This is a genomic window from Kitasatospora sp. NPDC056651 (assembly GCF_042792155.1).
Taxonomy (GTDB): Bacteria; Actinomycetota; Actinomycetes; order Streptomycetales; family Streptomycetaceae; genus Kitasatospora.
Window position 1 is genome coordinate 30,781 of the sequence record NZ_JBHTWX010000028.1, and the last position, 18,638, is coordinate 49,418.

At 75.0% G+C, this 18,638-nt stretch carries 10 protein-coding genes and 1 pseudogene; 1 reads left to right on the forward strand and 10 read right to left on the reverse strand.

All coding sequences use genetic code 11. The features are described 5' to 3' along the window. The 10 genes and pseudogenes from ACFRAR_RS13925 to bldG form a co-directional block, all read right to left on the reverse strand. Positions 1-774 (reverse strand): annotated as a pseudogene (locus tag ACFRAR_RS13925) (hypothetical protein); the annotation flags it as partial. Positions 775-934: 160 nt separating this feature from the next. After that, positions 935-2,131 (reverse strand): hypothetical protein, encoded by a 1,197-nt coding sequence (locus ACFRAR_RS13930; RefSeq protein ID WP_380698118.1) that lies wholly within the window; start codon positions 2,129-2,131, stop codon positions 935-937. Between the two features lie 318 nt (positions 2,132-2,449). Next, the gene (locus ACFRAR_RS13935; protein ID WP_380698182.1) at positions 2,450-3,661 is read right to left on the reverse strand and encodes a DNA polymerase III subunit delta'; all 1,212 of its coding nucleotides are present in this window, start codon (positions 3,659-3,661) and stop codon (positions 2,450-2,452) included. Positions 3,662-3,902: 241 nt separating this feature from the next. Next, positions 3,903-7,460, reverse strand: a complete 3,558-nt coding sequence (tmk, locus tag ACFRAR_RS13940; protein ID WP_380698120.1) for a dTMP kinase — start codon at positions 7,458-7,460, stop codon at positions 3,903-3,905. A gap of 192 nt (positions 7,461-7,652) precedes the next feature. After that, positions 7,653-10,520 carry a type I DNA topoisomerase gene (topA, locus tag ACFRAR_RS13945; protein ID WP_380698122.1) on the reverse strand — a complete coding sequence of 956 codons (2,868 nt, stop codon included), beginning with the start codon at positions 10,518-10,520 and terminating at the stop codon, positions 7,653-7,655. 476 nt (positions 10,521-10,996) lie between these two features. Further along, on the reverse strand, positions 10,997-11,455 hold the full coding sequence (locus ACFRAR_RS13950; protein ID WP_380698124.1) for a DUF3592 domain-containing protein: 459 nt from the start codon (positions 11,453-11,455) through the stop codon (positions 10,997-10,999). A 254-nt stretch (positions 11,456-11,709) separates the two neighbouring features. Continuing rightward, a complete protein-coding gene (locus ACFRAR_RS13955) occupies positions 11,710-13,242 on the reverse strand; it encodes a methyltransferase (protein ID WP_380698126.1) in 1,533 nt (510 codons plus the stop codon). Positions 13,243-13,903: 661 nt separating this feature from the next. Continuing rightward, positions 13,904-14,689, reverse strand: coding sequence for a small secreted protein (locus ACFRAR_RS13960; RefSeq protein WP_380698128.1), 786 nt, complete (start codon positions 14,687-14,689; stop codon positions 13,904-13,906). Positions 14,690-15,079: 390 nt separating this feature from the next. Next, a complete protein-coding gene (locus ACFRAR_RS13965) occupies positions 15,080-15,499 on the reverse strand; it encodes an ATP-binding protein (protein WP_380698130.1) in 420 nt (139 codons plus the stop codon). A gap of 159 nt (positions 15,500-15,658) precedes the next feature. After that, positions 15,659-16,000: an anti-sigma factor antagonist BldG gene (gene bldG, locus ACFRAR_RS13970; RefSeq protein ID WP_030240921.1), complete on the reverse strand. Its 342-nt coding sequence runs from the start codon at positions 15,998-16,000 to the stop codon at positions 15,659-15,661. A 222-nt stretch (positions 16,001-16,222) separates the two neighbouring features. Between bldG and ACFRAR_RS13975 the strand changes: the two genes are divergently transcribed. Continuing rightward, positions 16,223-18,637, forward strand: a complete 2,415-nt coding sequence (locus ACFRAR_RS13975; protein ID WP_380698132.1) for a DEAD/DEAH box helicase — start codon at positions 16,223-16,225, stop codon at positions 18,635-18,637. Position 18,638 lies beyond the last annotated feature (1 nt).

An 18,638-nucleotide genomic window follows, 5' to 3' on the forward strand; every position in this document is an offset into this window, starting at 1 on the left:
GGGGTCCGGGGCCGGGGGGGCGGGGGGCCCCCCGGGGGGCGGGCCCCCCGGGCATAACTGTTTGGGGGGGGCCCCCCGGGGGTCGTGCGGGGGGGGGCCCCCGGGGGCCAGGTCGACGCTGGTGTAGGCGTCCATCCGGTCGCCGGTCAGGCAGCTGACGGGATTGCTGCGGCCCACCCCGCGCGGGTCGAGGCCGACCAGGTCGTACCGGGCGCGCACCCCGCGGTCGTACGTGCGGGCGGTGGCCTCCAGGTACTCGATCGCCGAGCCGCCGGGCCCGCCCGGGTTGAGCAGCAGGGAACCGAGCCGGGTGCCCTGGGAGGCGGAGGCGGGGCCGTCCGGTTCCGCCGCCGCGCGGGCGGCCGCCAGGGTGAGGTCGCCGTCCCCCGGGTGGTCGTAGTCCAGCGGCACCCGGAACGTCGTGCACTCGAACCCGCTGTCGCAGGGCTGCCAGACCGGCCGCTGCGCGTAGTACGGCGCGAGCGCGGCCGGGACGGCGACGGGCAGCGGCTCCAGCGGGGTGGCCGCGGCCGGTGCCGCGGACGTCGCGACGGCCGGCCCCGAGGAGGACGGCCCCACCGAGGCCGGCCCCACCGAGGCCGGCCCCGCCGAGGACGACGCCGGATCCCCGGACGGACCGGAGCTGCAACCGCCCGCCAGCAGCCCGACGACCAGCGCCCCGGCCAGTACCCGCACCCGACCGAAGGCCCTCATCCGCTGCCTCTCCCGCCTCTGCACGATGTCCGCGATCTCTGTGATGTCCGCGGTCTCCACAGTCTCCACAGTCTCCGCCGTCTCCGCCGTCTCCACGATCGAACGGACAGCACGCGAGACGACAGGGACGACCGGACGACCGGTGGAACGGCCGGTGGACACGCCGCTGCCCGGTGCCCACCCCCGGGCACCGGGCAGCGTAGCGCCACCTGAGCCGTGCTCAGGACGCCTTGGACAGCGCCTCCGCCAGGAACTGCGCCGCCTGCCGGACCAGCCGCAGCCGCTCCCGGTCGGGGGTGAAGTCCTGCACGTTGTCCGAGATCCGCACCTCGGCCTTGCCCGCCGCGCCCGGGCCGGCCTTCAGCGCGGACTGGAGCTTGCGGGCCGCGTCCAGCCCGGCGGCGTCACCCTTGGCGGCGGCCAGCAGCAGCTTGGCCGAGCTGCCGGCCGGAGCCTCGGCGCCGGTCAGGGTGAGCGCGGCGGCGTCGTACCGGCCGGAGACCGCGGCGGCCGCGCCGTACAGATCGGGCCGGGCCAGTCCGGCGGCGGCCGCGCAGGGCGCGCCGTCCTCGACCCCGAGGGTGCCCCAGGAGGCCGGGCCGGGAGGCAGGGTGCGGAAGGTGGCCGCGATGGTGGTGCGCAGCGTCATGTCGTCGGCGACCGCGGCCGGGGCGGCGGCGACCAGCTCGCACGGGGAGCCGGTGCCGTTCGGCGCCTCGGGGGCGACCAGGACGAACGGACGGGCCTTGCCGCTCTGCAGGGCCGAGCCGATGCCCTCGAAGACGTCCGGGACCTCGGCGTCGGCGGTCTTGCGGGGCGCCGACGCGTGCATCACGACGACCGGGAAGCGGGCGTTCGGCTCCATGGCGTACTGCGGCGGGAGCCAGACCCGGACGTTGCGGGGCTGCCCGTCGGGGCCGAGCACGGCGGACTGGAGCAGCTCGCCGCCGCCCGGGTGACCGACGCTGTCGAAATGGCTGATCACGGCGGGAGCCGCGCCGGCGCCACCGGCGGCACCGGCCGCCGCGGCGGCCGGATCGGCGACCGCGGGAGGCGCCGCCTGCTGCCGGCCCGCCGTTCCCGAACCGGCACCCGAGCCCGAGCCCGAGTCTGAATCCGAATCCGGGCCCGAGCGCCTGCCCGTCGCGTCCATGACCTGCCCCGCCCGGTCCGGCTCCCCGGTGTTCCGGCCGAGGCCGCCGAAGGCGCCGAGCGCGGTGAGCACCGTCAGCGCGGTGACGCCCACCCCGCAGACCATCGCCCCGGCCGCCCGCAGCAGCATCGGCCAGCGGTCGCCCGCCAGCTCGTAGGTCTGGGCGGCACGCAGGTCGCGCCAGCGCTGTTGGGCGCCCCGGGCCAGCCAGATCCCGCCGAGGGCGGCGGCCAGCAGGGGGATGACGAGGAGCGAACGAACCACGGAACGCACCACCTCTGGAGGGGCCGCGCCGAACCGGAAGTCGGCGCGAACGGGAGGCGACCGCCCCGGCAGCGGGCGCAGTCGGCCCCCAGCGTGCACAACGGGCGGACCGTCACACGACGGTGTGCCCGGCGAGTGTCGCTCGTTCACTCGAAGGTGGGACGGCGCACCGACTCCGGGAGGCGTACGGGCGTCGCCCGGTGGGGCGCCGCTACGCCGGTGGAGCGAGCCCGGGGCGAACCGAGCCCGGTCGAACACAAGGCGAGGCGGGGCGGGCGGCGATCAGCCCGGTCGAACACGGGACGAGGCGGGCGACGATCAGCCCGCGCGCAGCGCCACCGTCATCGCCTCGACCGCGAGCAGCGGGTCGACGTTGCGGTCCAGCGCCGTGCGGCAGGCCAGCACCGCCTCGATCCGGCGCAGCGTGCTCTCCGCCGGGCCGGCCTGGGCCACCCGGTTCAGCGCCTGCCGCTGGTCCTCGTTGGCGAGCACGCCGGTGGAGCCGAGCTGGATGGCGAGCACGTCCCGGTAGAAGCCGAGCAGGTCGAGCAGGGCGACGCCGAGCGTCTCCCGGCGGGTGCGGGTGGCGCGGCTCTTCTGCCGCTTCTCCAGTTCCTTGACCGCACCGGCCATGCCGCGCGGCGCCTTACTGCCCTCGGCGGCGCCGTAGGCGGCCTTGAGGTCGTCGGTCTCCTTGGCGTCCTGGGTCTCCGCGAGCGCCTCGGCATCGGCCTTGGCCGTGTCGACCAGGCGCTGGGCGGCGGTCAGGCAGCCTCCGATGTCGCCGACCTCCAGCGGGATGCGCAGCACCTCCGCCCGGCGCGTCCGGGCCTGGTCGTCGACGGCGAGGCGGCGCGAGCGCTCGATGTCGCCCTGGCCCGCGAGCGCGGCGAGCCGGGCGGTCTCCGGGTCGACGCCGTCACGGCGGACCAGGGTGTCGGCGACCGCCTCGGTCGAGGGGGTGCGCAGCACCAGCAGGCGGCAGCGCGAGCGGATGGTCGGCAGCACGTCCTGGACGGAGGGGGCGCAGAGCAGCCAGACGGTGCGCGGGGAGGGCTCCTCCACGCCCTTGAGCAGCGCGTTCGCGGCGGCCTCGGTGAGCCGGTGGGCGGCGTCCACCAGGATCACCGACCAGCGGCCGCCGGTCGGGTAGCTGGAGGCGCGCATCACCAGGTCGCGCATGTCGCCGACGCCGATCGACAGACCGTCCGTCCGGACGTACTTCACGTCGGCGTGGCTACCGGCCAGCACGGTGTGGCAGCCGTCGCAGAAGCCGCAGCCCGGCGTGCCGCCGAGCGCGAGGTCGGGGCTGGTGCACTGGAGGGCGGCGGCGAAGGCGCGCGCGGCCGTGACCTGCCCGGCACCGGGCGGACCGGTGAACAGCCAGGCGTGCGTCATCAGGGAGGCGTTCGTGCCCTCCGCCGGGGCGGCCCCGCGACCGGCCTCGACCGTCGCCCCGGCCGCCCGGGCCGCGGCGGTCAGCTGCTCGACCACCCGATCCTGGCCCACCAGGTCGTCCCAGACGGCCACTGCTGCTCCCAAGCTCCGTACGGCAGCGCTCGTGGCGCCTCTTCCCCGCCGTCGAGCATACGTCTCCGGTCCGACACCCACTGCTCCGTCCGGGTCACGGCCCGGCCCGGGTCACGGCTCAACCCGGGTCACGGCCAGGCCCGGGCCCCCGGCGCACGAACGGGCGGTCCGGCGGAACGGGTCCGGCAGAACGCGGCGGCGCCGCCGGGGACCCGCCCCGACGGCGCCGCCCACGCGTGTGTCAGCCCCGGCGTCCCCAGCGGCGGCCCTTGGCCTTGCCCTTGTCCCGGGCGTCGCCGTCGTGGCCCCCACGGTCGTCGCGCTGCCCCGGGTCGGCCTGCGGACCATCCTGGACCGGACCGTCCTGGACCGGGCCGTCGTGCTCCCAGCGCGCCCACTCGTCGTGCGAGCCGAGCAGGGTGTCGGTGAGGCTCGGCAGGTCGTCCAGCGGGGTCTCCTCGGCCCACTCCGGCCGCTGCCGCCCAGCGCCCGGCTGCCGCTCTCCGCCGAGCTGCGGCTCCGCGGCCGGCTCCGCGCCGACCACCGGCAGCTCGCGGGTGCCGTCCACCGGCTCCGCGCGCCGCGCGCCCTGCGCGGGTCGGCCCTCGGTACGTCCCGCCGGGCGATCCGCCTCGACCCGCGGCAGCACCTCGGTCCGGTCGGCCTCCGCCGGGATCCTCGGCAGCACGGCCGTCTCGTCGACCGCCCGGCCCGGCACCGCCGGCAGCACGGCCGTCTCGTCCACCGCGCCACCGGCTGCCTGACGTGCCTCGGCGGCCCTGCGCGCCTCGATGGCCTCCGCCGCCCGGATCGCCGCCTGCCGGTCCCGCGGCGACAGCTCACGCGTCGCCTCGTCCCCGAGCCCACCCGAAGCGGCCGACGCGGCCGAAGCCGAGCCCTGTGCCTCGTCCTGCGGACCGTCCTCCGGAGCACCCGTCGGGACGCCCTTCGAGGCCCCGGCCGAGGCGTCCTTCGACGTGTCCTTCGAGGCGTCCATCGAGATGTCCCGGACCGCCCGCAGCTCCCTGGTCGCGTCGTCCCCGAGCCCCGTCCCGGCCCCCGGCGCAGTCCCCGTCCGCCCCTCGGCCCGGCCCTCCGCCGAATCCGCCGCCGCGGCCGCCGCCGCGAGCGCGGCGGCCTGCGCCAGCCGTGCCTCCTCGGCCCGCTGGAGCGCCTCCTCCGCCCGGCGGCGCTGCTCCTCGCGGGCGAGCTCGCGCTGCCGCTGGAGCTCGGCCTGGGCGGCCGCCTCGTCGGCGATCCGCTTGCGCTCGGCGGCCTCCGCGGCCAGTCGCGCCTCCTCGGCGGCGCGGAGCTTGGCCTCCTCCTCGGCGCGACGCTCGGCTTCAGCCTCCGCCCGCCGGCGCGCCTCCTCCTCGGCCTTGCGCCGGGCCTCGGCGGCGGCCCGCTCGGCCTCCTCCTTGGCCAGCCGCTCCTGCTCCGCCTGCTCGGCCCGCAGCTGCGCCAGCACCTCCTGCCGCTTGCGCTCGGCGGCCTCCTCCTCGGCCTTCCTGCGGGCCTCCTCGGCGGCGCGGCGCTCGGCCTCCTCCTTCTCCAGCCGCTCCCGCTCGGCGCGGGCGGCCTTCTCCTGCTCGGAGAGCGGCAGCTCGCGGTCGAGCCGGTGCCGGATGGCGGTGGTCACGAAGCCGGGGGCCTGGCTGCCGTCCACGACCAGGTAGCGCGCCGGGTCGGCGGCGGCGAGGGCGAGGAAGCCGGCCCGGACCCGCTGGTGGAACTCGGTCGGCTCGGACTCCAGCCGGTCCAGCGCCTCGGTGAAGCGCTCGCGGGCCCTGGTCGGGTCGACGTCCAGGACGACGGTCAGGTCGGGCAGCAGTCCGCCGGTGGCCCAGCGGGAGATCCGGGAGACCTCGGTCGCGGCCAGGTCGCGCCCGGCGCCCTGGTAGGCGATGGAGGAGTCCATGTACCGGTCGGTGATCACCACGGCGCCGCGGGCGAGGGCCGGCCGGATGACGTTCTCGACGTGCTCGGCACGGTCCGCCGCGTAGATCAGCGCCTCGGCGCGGTGCGACAGTCCGGTGTTGCCGACGTCCAGGACGAGGCCGCGCAGCCGCTGGCCGACCGGGCTGCCGCCGGGCTCACGGGTGAGCACGACCTCGTGCCCCTTGCCGCGGATCCACTCGGCGAGCGCCTGGGCCTGGGTGGACTTGCCGGCGCCGTCGCCGCCCTCCAGGGCGATGAAGAAGCCGGTGCCCGCGCCCCGGTGCGGCACCGGGCCGCCCGGGCCGCGCACCGCGTCCACCAGGTCCCGGACGAACGGCGAGGTGCCGCGCCGGTCGTCGGTGCGCAGCAGCACGACGGCGGCGAGCACCAGCGTGAGCAGCCCGGAGGTGGCGACGGCCAGGGCCGCGCCGCCGTGGATGAAGGTGAAGGAGCCGGGCTCGACGGTGCCGTACTCGACGTCCCCGTAGCCGGCGGCGATCAGCGGGACGCCGATCAGCGCGGCGGCGACCACGGCCCGGAGCACCGCGAACAGGTGCTCGGTGACCTTCGGCAGCCGGGCCTCCTCGACCTCCTGGGCGAGCAGGGTGCGCCCGGCCGAGACCGCGATCCCGGCGGCCAGCGCGGCCAGCGCGGTCAGCAGCAGGACCAGCACGAAGTCCAGCACCAGCCCGGCCAGGATCAGCGCGACGCCCTGGGTGAGCAGCGCCAGCGCGAGCAGCCGGCGGCGGGACAGCGAGGGCAGCGTGGCCCGGGTGAGCCGGGCGCCCAGGGCGGGCACCCCGGCGGCGGCGAGCACCAGCAGGCCGTAGCCGATCGGCCCGGCGCGGTGTTCGGCGGCGGTCAGCAGCGCGAGCGCGGCGATGCCCGCCATCGAGGCGTAGCCGGCCGCGACGGCGAAGGTGAAGTACGGGGCGCTGCCGGTGCGGCCCTTGCTCAGCGCGGGGCCGGGGGCCGCGTCGGTCGGGGCGCGCAGGCCCTGGAACGGGGAGACCGGGGCGACGGACAGCGGGCCGCCGGGCAGCTGCTGGAGGTACTCGCGGACCGCCGCGGCGGCGAACAGCCCGGCCGCGCCGAGCGCCGCGACGGTGAGCTGGTGGGCGCGCAGCCAGTCGGAGCCGAGCGCCGCGCCGACGTTGTTGAGCAGGGTGAGGGCCACCAGGCCGACGGCCCCGAGCGGCACCGTCACCCAGCCGGTGAAGCGGTCGATGCTCCGGACGCTCTCCAGGTTGGCCGCGGCGGGGCGCCGCTCGGCGACCGGGAGGTGCGCGTTGGCGGCCGGCAGCAGGGCCGGGACGGCGGCGTCCTTGGCAATCGCCCAGACCCGCTCGGCGGCACCGGTCACGAAGACGGTGCCGAGCAGGACGTAGGTGGCGGCCCCGGAGGGCTTCGCGGCGGAGCCCAGCCAGACGCTCCACCACGGCGCGAGGCCGATCAGCAGGGCGCGCAGCACGTCGGCGCCGAACAGCGTCCAGCGCCGGTCCAGCCGGCCCGCGACCAACTGGTGCACCGGCCCGAGCAGCGCGGCCCCGACCAGCCCGGTGGCCAGCACCCGGACGGCGAGGACCGCCGACAGGGCGAAGGCGAGGCTGCGCGGCAGGCTGCCGAACTGGCCGCCCTGGGCGACGGCGATCACGGTGAGCGCGAGCAGCACCAGCAGGCCGAGCCGGTCGGCGGTGCCGCCGATCAGCTGGGTGGTCCACAGGCGCCGGTAGGGACGTGTCCGCAGCAGCGCCCGGGCCCGGTCCGCCGGAGTCCCGGCGGGCGCGACCTCCGGCAGGTCGGACGCCCAGGCGCTGGCGGCCGGGGCGGCGCTGGGGGTGGGCTGCTCCTCGCTCGTCATACGGTCAGCGTAGCGGGCGGCGCATGGCCGGAATGAGGCGAACGGGCTTCCGGATCCCGCTCATCACCGGGTTGTGACGTTCCCCGCACGGACCGCCCCGGTCTCGGGCCCGCACCCCCCGGACGGACCGGACAGACCTCGGGCCCGCACCCCCGGGATCGGGGGCCCGGGCCCGTCGGCGGTGACCCGCGATCAGCCCTCTTCGGTGGCGGCGGTCTTGCTCGCGGCGGTCTTCTTGGCCGCCGTCTTCTTCGCCACCGCCGTCTTGGTGGTGGTCTTCTTGGCGGCGGTCTTCTTCGCGGCCGCGGTCTTGGTCGCCGCGGTCTTGGCCGTGGTCGTCTTCTTGGCCGCGGCCTTCTTCGCCGGCGCCTTCTTGGCCACCTTCTTCACCGGTCCGCGCGCCCGCTTCTCGGCGAGCAGCTCGTACCCGCGCTCCGGCGTGATGGTCTCGACCTCGTCGTCCTTGCGCAGCGTGGCGTTGGTCTCGCCGTCGGTCACGTACGGGCCGAAGCGGCCGTCCTTGACCACCACGGGACGCTCGCTGACCGGGTCGTTGCCCAGCTCCTTGAGCGGCGGGGCGGCGGCGGCCCGGCCGCGCAGCTTGGGCTGGGCGTAGATCGCCAGCGCCTCGTCGAGGGTGATCGTGAAGAGCTGGTCCTCGCTGGTGAGCGAGCGGGAGTCGGTACCGCGCTTGAGGTACGGACCGTAGCGGCCGTTCTGCGCGGTGATCTCCGCGCCCTCGGGGTCGGTGCCGACCACCCGCGGCAGCGACAGCAGCCGCAGCGCGTCCTCCAGCGTGACGGTGTCCAGCGACATCGTCTTGAAGAGGGAGGCGGTGCGCGGCTTGACCGCGTTCTTGCCGGTCTTCGGCGTGCCCTCGGGCAGGATCTCGGTGACGTACGGGCCGTAGCGGCCGTCCTTGGCCACCAGCGTGTTGCCGCCGACCGGGTCCGGGCCGAGCTCGAAGTCGCCGCTGGGCTTGGCCAGCAGCTCCTCGGCCAGCTCGACGGTCAGCTCGTCCGGCGGCAGCTCGTCCGGGATGTCGGCGCGCTGGCCGGGCTCGCCCTCGACGGCCGAGGCGCGCTCGACGTACGGGCCGTAGCGGCCGACCCGCAGGGTGATGTCGTCGCTGACCCTGAAGGAGCTGATCTCCCGGGCGTCGATCGCGCCGAGGTCGGTGACCAGTTCCTTCAGGCCGCCCAGGTGGTCGCCGTCGCCGTTGCCGGCCTCGGCGGCACCGCCCGCGATGTGGCCCTCGCCCTCACCGAAGTAGAAGCGCTTCAGCCACGGCACGGACTGCGCCTCGCCGGCGGCGATCCGGTCGAGGTCGTCCTCCATCTTGGCGGTGAAGTCGTAGTCGACCAGCCGGCCGAAGTGCTTCTCCAGCAGGTTGACCACGGCGAAGGAGAGGAAGGACGGGACGAGCGCCGTCCCCTTCTTGAAGACGTACCGGCGCTGGATGATCGTGTCGATGATCGACGCGTAGGTGGAGGGGCGGCCGATCTCCCGGTCCTCCAGCTCCTTGACCAGCGAGGCCTCGGTGTAGCGGGCCGGCGGCTTGGTGGCGTGGCCCTCCGGGGTGATCCGCTCGGCGGCCAGCGGGTCGCCCTGGGCGACCTGCGGCAGCCGGCGCTCGCGGTCGTCGAGCTCGGCGTTCGGGTCGTCGGCGCCCTCGACGTAGGCCTTGAGGAAGCCGTGGAAGGTGATGATCTTGCCGGAGGCGGAGAACTCGACGTCCCGGCCGTCCGCGGAGGTGCCGCCGACCTTGACGGTGACGGACTGGCCGACCGCGTCCTTCATCTGGGAGGCGACGGTGCGCATCCAGATCAGCTCGTACAGCTTGAAGTCGTCACCGGTCAGACCGGTCTCGGCGGGGGTGCGGAAGCGGTCGCCGGAGGGGCGGACGGCCTCGTGCGCCTCCTGCGCGTTCTTGACCTTGCTGGCGTACGTGCGCGGCGCGTCCGGCAGGTAGTCCGCGCCGTACAGCTGGGTGACCTGGGCGCGGGCGGCCGCGATCGCGGTGTCCGACAGCGTGGTGGAGTCGGTACGCATATAGGTGATGAAGCCGTTCTCGTACAGCTTCTGGGCCACCTGCATGGTCCGCTTGGCGCCGAAGCCCAGCTTGCGGCTGGCCTCCTGCTGGAGCGTGGTGGTGCGGAACGGCGCGTACGGCGAGCGGCGGTAGGGCTTGGACTCGACGCTGCGGACGCCGAACGCGGTCTGCTCCAGGGCGGCGGCCAGCTGACGGGCCGCCTGCTCGTCCAGGTGCAGGGTGTTCGTGCTGCCGGCCTTCAGCCGGCCGTCCGGGCCGAAGTCGCGGCCGCTGGCGATCCGCTTGCCGTCGACGGCGGACAGCCGGGCGCCGAAGGTCTCCGGGTTGGCGGCGTCGGCCGGGGTGCGGCCGGTGCCGAAGGTGCCGACCAGGTCCCAGTACGAGGCGGTGCGGAAGGCCATCCGCTCCCGCTCGCGCTCGACCACCAGACGGGTGGCGACGGACTGCACGCGGCCCGCCGACAGCTTCGGCATGACCTTCTTCCACAGCACCGGCGAGACCTCGAAGCCGTAGAGGCGGTCGAGGATGCGGCGGGTCTCCTGGGCGTCGACCAGGCGCTGGTTGAGCTCGCGCGGGTTGGCCACGGCCTCCTGGATCGCCGACTTGGTGATCTCGTGGAACACCATGCGGTGCACCGGCACCTTGGGCTTGAGCACCTGCTGGAGGTGCCACGCGATGGCCTCGCCCTCGCGGTCCTCATCGGTGGCGAGGAAGAGCTCGTCGGACTCCGCCAGCAGCGACTTCAACTTGCTGACCTGGGACTTCTTGTCCGCGTTGACCACGTAGATCGGCGCGAAGTCGTGGTCGACGTCCACCCCGAGGCGGCGCACCTCGCCGGTGTACTTGTCCGGCACCTCGGCCGCGGTGCTGGGCAGGTCGCGGATGTGCCCGACGCTCGCCTCGACGATGTAGCCGGGGCCCAGGTAGCCCTTGATCGTCTTCGCCTTGGCCGGCGACTCGACAATGACGAGTCGCTGTCCGTGCGCGGTCTCGCTGCTCGGGGACACCTTCGCTCTTCTCTCCCGGTCCGTATGTGGCTGGTCGGCGCCGGCAGCACGGGCTGCGCTCCGCCCGACCCCTCCACCGTCCCGGGGCTGCCGCCACACGGCACCCCCACCAGCGGAGTGTGACCGTACCCCGGCCACCCTTGTCAAACGGACGGATCCCGCTTTTTCACTTGCCGGGCTCACCGACGCCACTCGAACGGTAACCCGATGACGGAGGTCCGCGCCGCGCGGAGGGGGCCTTCGGCAGGTTCCGAAGGATGGAATGACGGATTTCAAGATCTGTCAACGGGGAATCGACGGCGCGCGTTCCCGGCACGCGTTTCCGGCACGCGTTCCCGTCGGCCCGGGAGGGCGCCCGAGGAGGGCGCCCGGGGAGGGCCGCCGTGGGCTGCCGGGAAGGCCGCCACGGGCGGGCGGCCAGGCCTGCCGGGATGGCGCGGACGCCGTCGGGGTGGCTGCCCGTGGGGGCGCGGGGCTCAGCCGCCGACCGCGGCCAGCAGGCCGGCGCCCGCCGCCAGGCAGCCCACGCCCAGGGTGCTCCACAGCAGGTCGGCGACGGCCGGCCGACCGGCCTCCCCCGCCGCCAGCACCACCCGGCTCGGGCGCTGCGGGTCGTAACAGACCCGTACCGAGGCACCCGGCGCGAAACGGTCCGGACGGCGCAGCGGGGTGTGCCCGCGCGGGCGGGTGACCACGAGCCCCGCGATCCCGCACATGCCGGTACCGCCGGCCGAGGGCGGCACCGAGAAGGAGAGCAGCGGCGCACTGTCCAGCCGGCCGTGCAGGTCGTCCTCGGCCATCACGGTGGCCACCGCCGGCACACCCCGGCGGCGCACCCGCAGGCGCAGGCGCACTTCGGCGGCGCACCAGAGCAGCAGCACGCCACCGAAGAGGGCGAGTACCAGCCCGCCCACCATCGCCGTCGTCGTGTCCACCCCTGGCCCCCGGCTTCCTGACTCTGTCCACAGCCTGTGGACAGAGCCTCACAGCGAAGGACCAACGGGAGGAAGCCCTCCGGCGGCGGCCGGACGAACCGGGAGGTACGGGCGAATGAACCGGGCCCGGCCGGGGACGGGCCCGGAGAGGCGGACTCAGGGAACCGGGTTCAACGGGCCGAACCCAGCGGATCAGGTTCAGCGGACCGGGCTCCGGGTTCAGCGGGCCGGGCCCAGCGGACCGGGCTCCGGGTTCAGCGGACCGGGTCGATGAACCCCTGCTCGGTCAGCAGCCGCAGCGACTCCGGCACCCGGTCCCGCAGGACCACCCGGTCCTCGCCGAGCAACTGCGCGATGGCGTCCACGATCTCGCCCGCCGACAGCGTCCCGTCGCAGACCCCGACGAAGCCCGCGCCCACCGTGTCCACCTTGGTGGCCCGGCGCATGCCGCGGTTGTGCCGCAGGATCACGTGCTCCGGGTCCTCCGCGCCCGGTGCGCCGACCTGCTCCTGGACCACCTCGTCGGCCAGCACGTAGCGGGCCGCGAGCAGGCCGGCGTCGTCGTGCGAGCGGAGGAAGTCCTGCCGGTCGAACCAGGCTTCGATGTGCGGACCGAGCGGCTGCTCCACCGGGTGCGGCCACTCCTCCACCCGGACGGTCGGGCGCTCGGCGCCGCCCGCCCGCAGGGTGATCCAGCCCATGCCGATGCCCTCGACCCGGCCCGCCTCGAAGGCGTCCAGCCACTCGCCGTAACGGGCCTGGTAGTCGCCGCCGGGTCCGCGGTGGTCACCGCCATCACGCAGCCACAACTCGGCGTACTGGGCCACGTCCTGGACCTCGCGCTGGACGATCCAGGCGTCCAGCCCGGTCCCCTCGACCCAGCCGGCCAGCCGCTCCTGCCAGTCCTCGCCCTTGACGTGCTGCCAGTTGGCGAGCAACTGACAGTAGCCGCCGGGCTCCAGGTGGTCGGCCGCCGAGCGGACCAGGCTGCGGCACAGGTCGTCGCCGGCCATGCCGCCGTCGCGGTACGTGAACCGGCCGGACGGCGAGATGACGAACGGCGGGTTGGAGACGATCAGGTCGAACTTCCGCTCCCCGACCGGCTCGAAGAGGCTCCCGGCGGACACCTCGGTGTTGTCGAAACCGGACAGCGCCAGGGTCAACTCGCTGAAGCGCAGGGCACGCTGGTTGAGGTCGGTGGCGGTGACGGTCCCGGCGTGCCGGGCCGCGTGCAACGCCTGCACGCCGGAGCCCGAACCGAGGTCCAGCGCGGCCCGGACCGGGCGACGCACGGTGATGTTCGCCAGCGTCGTCGAGGCACCGCCGACCCCCAGCACCAGGTCCTTGCGGGCCACCCCGTGCGCGGTCTCACCGGAGCCGATGCCACCCGCGCCACCCACCGCGCAGCCCAGGTCGGAAACCACCCAGGCATCCGAACTCGGCATCCCGGCCACCTCGTTGGCGTACGGACGGACGTCGACCGTGGCACGCACCAGATCGCCGTCGGAGCGCAGCCAGCCGTCCGCCAGGCAGTCCTCCACCGGCAGCGCGGCGGCGGCGGCCCGGTACGGGACCGGCTGCTGGAGCAGGAACAGCCGCACCAGCGTCTCCAGCGGGCTGCCACCGCGGGTCGCGCGCAGCGCCGGGACCGCCTCGCTGCGGGCCAGGGCCGCATAGCCGGTGGGCCCGAGCAGGTCCAGGCACCCGTCGGCGGTGAACGAGGCGGCGAGCAGCGCCTCGCGGAACTTGGCGAGGCGGGTCGGGTCGAGAACGGGGCTACTGATCACCTCGCCATTGTCCCCCGCCGCCCACCTCCCGGCCGCCGTTGCGCCCCGCGCTCGCCGACCGGAAGCCCACACCACCCCGCGCGCCCCCGAAAGCCGCCACACGCCTCCCCACGCGGACCGCCGAGTCACCCGACGGCGGGCGCAGGGCAGGGCGGGCGGGGCGAGCAGGGCGTGCAGGGCGTGCAGGGCGTGCAGGATCAGCCGTTGACGAAGACCGCACCCCGCAGGGACGACAGCCCCGAGAACACCGAATCCCCGTGACACCGAGCCGCCCGGCCGCGGCCCACAGTGCACGCCGCCGCTCGGAGCAGCGGCCCCGAGGCCGATGCGGTTCCTCCCGGGCCGAGCAACGCCGCGCTGCGACCGACCCGCCACCCAGGCCCACGGCCCGCGCCGCCCGGCGGCGACCATCCGGCACACGCGCCCGGGGCGGTAACCCCCTAGGGGCGCACCGACTCCCCGGGCGCCGCCATCCGCCGTACCGACGCACCACCCATGTACCGACGCACCACCCGGCCGGGACACCAGGTCGCCCCACGACCGACCATCCGGGCACGCCGACGCTCGGGGCGACAACCCCAGAGAACCGCCGCTACGAAGCCCGACAGGGCCAGAGCGGCCCGGGGGCGGGCGCGTCTCGGCTCATGCGGTCCGCCCGGGCTCAGCTCGCGCTGGGGGCGGGGGTCGCCGGGGTGGCGGCCGGGTCGGCCGGAGCGGAGGTACCGCCGGCAGCGGCCGGGCTCGTGCCCCCGGTCGTGCCGGGCGCCGGGGTGGCCCCCGGGGCGCCCGCGGTGTCGGTGGCTCCCGGGGTCGGGGCCGTGCTCGCGCCGCCCGCGGCCGGGGCGCTCGCGCCGCCGGTCGCCGCACCGGTCGGGGCGGCCGGGGCACCCGGGGCGGTGGTCGGGGACGGCTTGCAGCCCTCCTGCTTGGCCATCGCCACGCCGAGTTCGCCGCTCTGGAGCTTGCTCTGCGCCTGGGTGGAGAGCGAGGCCAGCTGCTGCACCTGGTCGGCCACGCTGCGCAGCCCGTCGGCGAACTTGGCCTGATCGTCGTTGGGCAGCGCGTCCAGCTTCTTCTGGACCTCCACGTAGCCGCCGGCCGCCTTCTTCAGCTCGTCGACGGTGTCCTTCTGAAGGAGCGCGCCGTCCTTCACCTTGGGCGCCCCAGCCGTGTCGATGGCCGCCGCTATGTCCTGGTTGGTCTTCGCCAGCCGCCCGATGTCGGTGGAGAGCCGCTTCTGGAGGTCGGCAGGGGCCTCGCCGGTCTTCACCTGGCCGGTGTCGGCGAGCGCGGCCTGCGCCTGGGCGATCGGGTCCTTGGCCGCGCCGCAGACGTTGGACGCCCAGGACTCCAGCTGCTTGCTGTTGCCGTCGTCGCCGCCGCAGCCGACGGCGCCGAACGCGAGCAGCACGCCGAGAGCGGGTACGGCCAGCAGTCGCTTGTTCACCGGGAAAAGCCTTTCGGTTCGGTCGTCATCGGTCGTCGAACCTACACGGCCGGTGTCCGTCCCCCGGTTCCCGGTTCCCCGCCCCTGCCCGAACCCGTCGTCCGAACCCCCGACCGCCCCTCCCTGGAGCGCTTCGGTTCCCCGGGGACCACCCACGCAACGAGGCCTGCCCGGCAGACCGCCGGATGCCAGTCCACGGGAACGCCCTCGCCATGACGACGTCCGACTCGCCGTGCCGACGTCCGATCGGGGCCCAGGCCCGTTCCCGCCCAGGCCCGTTCCCGCCCGAAGCGGCGGACCGCCGGAATCAATGTTCGTCACCACACGCCCGGCCGGGGCCGAATGGCAGCCCCGACTCCAGCCCCGGACAAGCGCGGAAGCGGCGTCGTCTCAGAGCGCGACGGAGGCGGCCGAGACCGGCCAGCTCATCCTGATCAGGCCACCGTCGGTGCCGTTGGTGACCTCCAGGTCCTCGACCAGGCCGGTGATCACGGCGAGGCCGAGGGTGTCCTCGTCCGGCTCGCCGCTCTCGGCGGCGCCGGAGGCCGGGACGGTGGCAGGGCCGGCCTCGTCCTCGACCTCGATGAGGAAACGCTTCTCCTGGTCGGTCAGCGCGACCCGGACGGCGCCGCCGATGCCGCCGCGCTGATGCAGTCCGACCGCGCGGGAGCAGGCCTCACCGACCGCGAGCCGGACCTCGTCGAGCACCGACTCGTCGACCCCGGCCCGTCTAGCGACGGCCGCGGCGACCAACCGGGCCGTCCGCACGTGTTCGGGAAGCGCGCTGAAGCGAAGTTCGACGGTTGCCATCTCTCCCCCTCGGGGTGCTCCGACCGGGGCCGGAGGTCCGGCCCCTGCGGGCCGGCGGAACCGGCCCAGAGACGCCCGGGGACGCGCCGGGCCACACGGGCCCGGGCGCCCGGACGCAAAGTACGGGCCGGGCCGACCGAACGGGTCGGCCCGTCCGCGTCAGTCGGTCGCGCTGACCGCGTCGTCCACCGAGGTGTGGATCGGGAAGACCTTGGTCAGGCCGGTGATGCGGAAGATCTTCAGGATGCGCTCCTGGTTGCAGACGAGGCGCAGCGAGCCCTCGTGGGCGCGCACCCTCTTCAGACCGCCCACCAGCACACCGAGGCCGGTCGAGTCGAGGAAGTCAACGCCCTCCATGTCGACGACGAGGTGGTACTTGCCGTCGTTGACGAGCTCGACGAGCTGCTCCCGCAGCTTCGGGGCGGTGTACACATCGATCTCGCCGCCAACCTCGACGACCGTACGATCGCCGACTGAACGGGTCGACAGGGACAGGTCCACGGAACCTCCAGCACCTTGCCTTGCTACGTCATGTGCGATCCTCGGCCGGACGGCCGCCACCGCATGGTCGCGAGCCCGGGCGCGCCCAGCCAGCACGTGGCAAGCCTCAGCGCTGCGACCCACGGCCATACGGCCGTCACGGCCACATTCAACCACCTGCGACCATGCCCGCACGATGGCTTACGACGATTCTCCGTCACGCCGGTGACACACTGGGTCCCCATGCCGCCCCGACACAGCCCGCCCGAGGCACTGCTCGCAACCCTGGCCACCGGTCGGGGGCGGGCCGACCGGCTCACCCATACGGAGCACCTTCCCGCCCGAGCTGCGCGTTATTCACCGTGGCCGGACTCGATCCGTCCGGAGGTCGTGGCCGCGGCGCTCGCCGTCGGGGTGGAACAGCCCTGGGCGCACCAGGCAGAAGCGATGAACCTGGCCAAAAGCGGCCAGACTGTGGTGATCGCCACAGGCACCGCCTCGGGCAAGTCGCTGGGCTACCTCGCCCCGGTGCTCAGCGACCTGCTGGACGGCACCGAGGCCCGCAACGGCCGCGGCGCCACCGCGCTCTACCTGGCCCCGACCAAGGCGCTGGCCGCCGACCAGCGCCGCCGGGCCGCCGAACTCGCCCCACCACGGGTCCGCGCCGCCCTGTACGACGGCGACACCCCGCCCGAGGAGCGCGAGTGGGTCCGCCAGTACGCCTCCTACGTGCTCACCAACCCGGACATGCTGCACCGGGGCATCCTGCCCGGCCATGCCCGCTGGTCCTCCTTCCTCAAGGCCCTGCGTTACGTGGTGGTCGACGAGTGCCACAGCTACCGAGGCGTGTTCGGCTCGCACGTCGCCCAGGTACTGCGGCGGCTGCGCCGCGTCTGCGCGCGCTACGGCTCGTCGCCCACCTTCCTGCTGGCCTCCGCCACCACCTCCGACCCGGCCGCGACCGCCCGGCGACTGACCGGTCTGCCCGCCGTGGCCGTCACCGAGGACGCCTCGCCGCGCGGACCGATGGTCTTCGGCCTCTGGGAGCCGCCGCTGACCGAGAACGTCGGCGAGCACGGCGCGCCCGTGCGCCGCACCGCGACCGCCGAAGCCGCGCACCTGCTGACCGACCTGGTCGAACGGGAGACCCGCACCGTCGTCTTCGTCCGCTCCCGCCGGGCCGCCGAACTCGTCGCGCTCCAGGCCCAGGACCAGCTCGGCCGACCGCTCTCCGGTCGGGTGGCCGCCTACCGCGGCGGCTACCTCGCCGACGAACGCCGGGCGTTGGAACGCGACTTGCACACCGGTCGGCTCCTCGGTCTCGCCTCCACCTCCGCTCTCGAACTCGGCGTCGACATCTCCGGCCTCGACGCCGTCCTGATGGCCGGGTACCCCGGCACCCGGGCCTCGCTCTGGCAGCAGGCGGGCCGGGCGGGCCGGGAGGCCCAGGGTGCGCTGGCCGTCCTGATCGCCCGGGACGACCCGCTGGACACCTACCTGGTGCACCACCCCGAGGCGCTGTTCGCGGCCCCCGTCGAAGCCACCGTGCTCGACCCCGACAACCCCCACGTGCTCGCCCCGCACCTGTGCGCGGCCGCCGCCGAACTCCCGCTCACCGACACCGACCTGGAGCTGTTCGGACCCTCCACCGCGCCACTGCTGCCGGTCCTGGAGCGGCGTGGCCTGCTGCGCCGGCGCAGCGACGGCTCCTGGTACTGGACCCGTCGCGAGCGCGCGGCCGACGCCGTGGACCTGCGCGGAAGCGGCGGCAGCCCGGTGCAGATCGTCGAGGCCGACACCGGCCGACTGCTCGGCACGGTGGATGCCGCTGCCGCGCACACCACCGTCCACACCGGGGCCGTCCACCTGCACCAGGGCCGCACCTACCTGGTCCGGGAGTTCGACCTGGAGAACTCGGTCGCCCTGGTCGAACCGGCCGACCCGCCGTACACCACGGCCGCCCGGGACATCACCTCCATCTCCGTCCTCGACACCGACACCACCGTGGACTGGGGCGACGGCCGGCTCTGCTTCGGCTCGGTGGAGGTGGTCAACCAGGTGGTCGGCTACCTCCGGAAGCGGATCTCCACCGGGGAGATCATGGGTGAGACCAAGCTCGACCTGCCGCCCCGTACGCTGCGCACCCGCGCGGTCTGGTGGACCGTCACCGAGGACCAGTTGTTCGACGCGGACATCCCGCTCGACCAGTTGCCCGGCGCCGCCCACGCCGCCGAGCACGCCTCGATCGGCCTGCTGCCGCTGTTCGCCACCTGCGACCGGTGGGACATCGGCGGTGTCTCCGTCCCGCTGCACCCGGACACCGGGCTCCCGACCGTGTTCGTCTACGACGGCCACCCGGGCGGGGCCGGCTTCGCCGAACGCGGCTTCCAGCGGGCGGTCCAGTGGCTGACCGCCACCCGGACGGCGATCGCCTCCTGCGAGTGCGAGCGCGGCTGCCCGTCCTGTGTGCAGTCGCCCAAGTGCGGCAATGGGAACGACCCGCTGGACAAGGCCGCCGCCGTCCGGCTCCTGGACGTCCTGCTGGCCGGGGTGCCCGGGGCCTCGGACGAACCGGAGGCCCCAGAAGCACCGGACGGGCCGGACAGGCCGGACAGGCCGGACAGGCCGGACAGGCCGGACAGGCCGGACGAACCCTAAG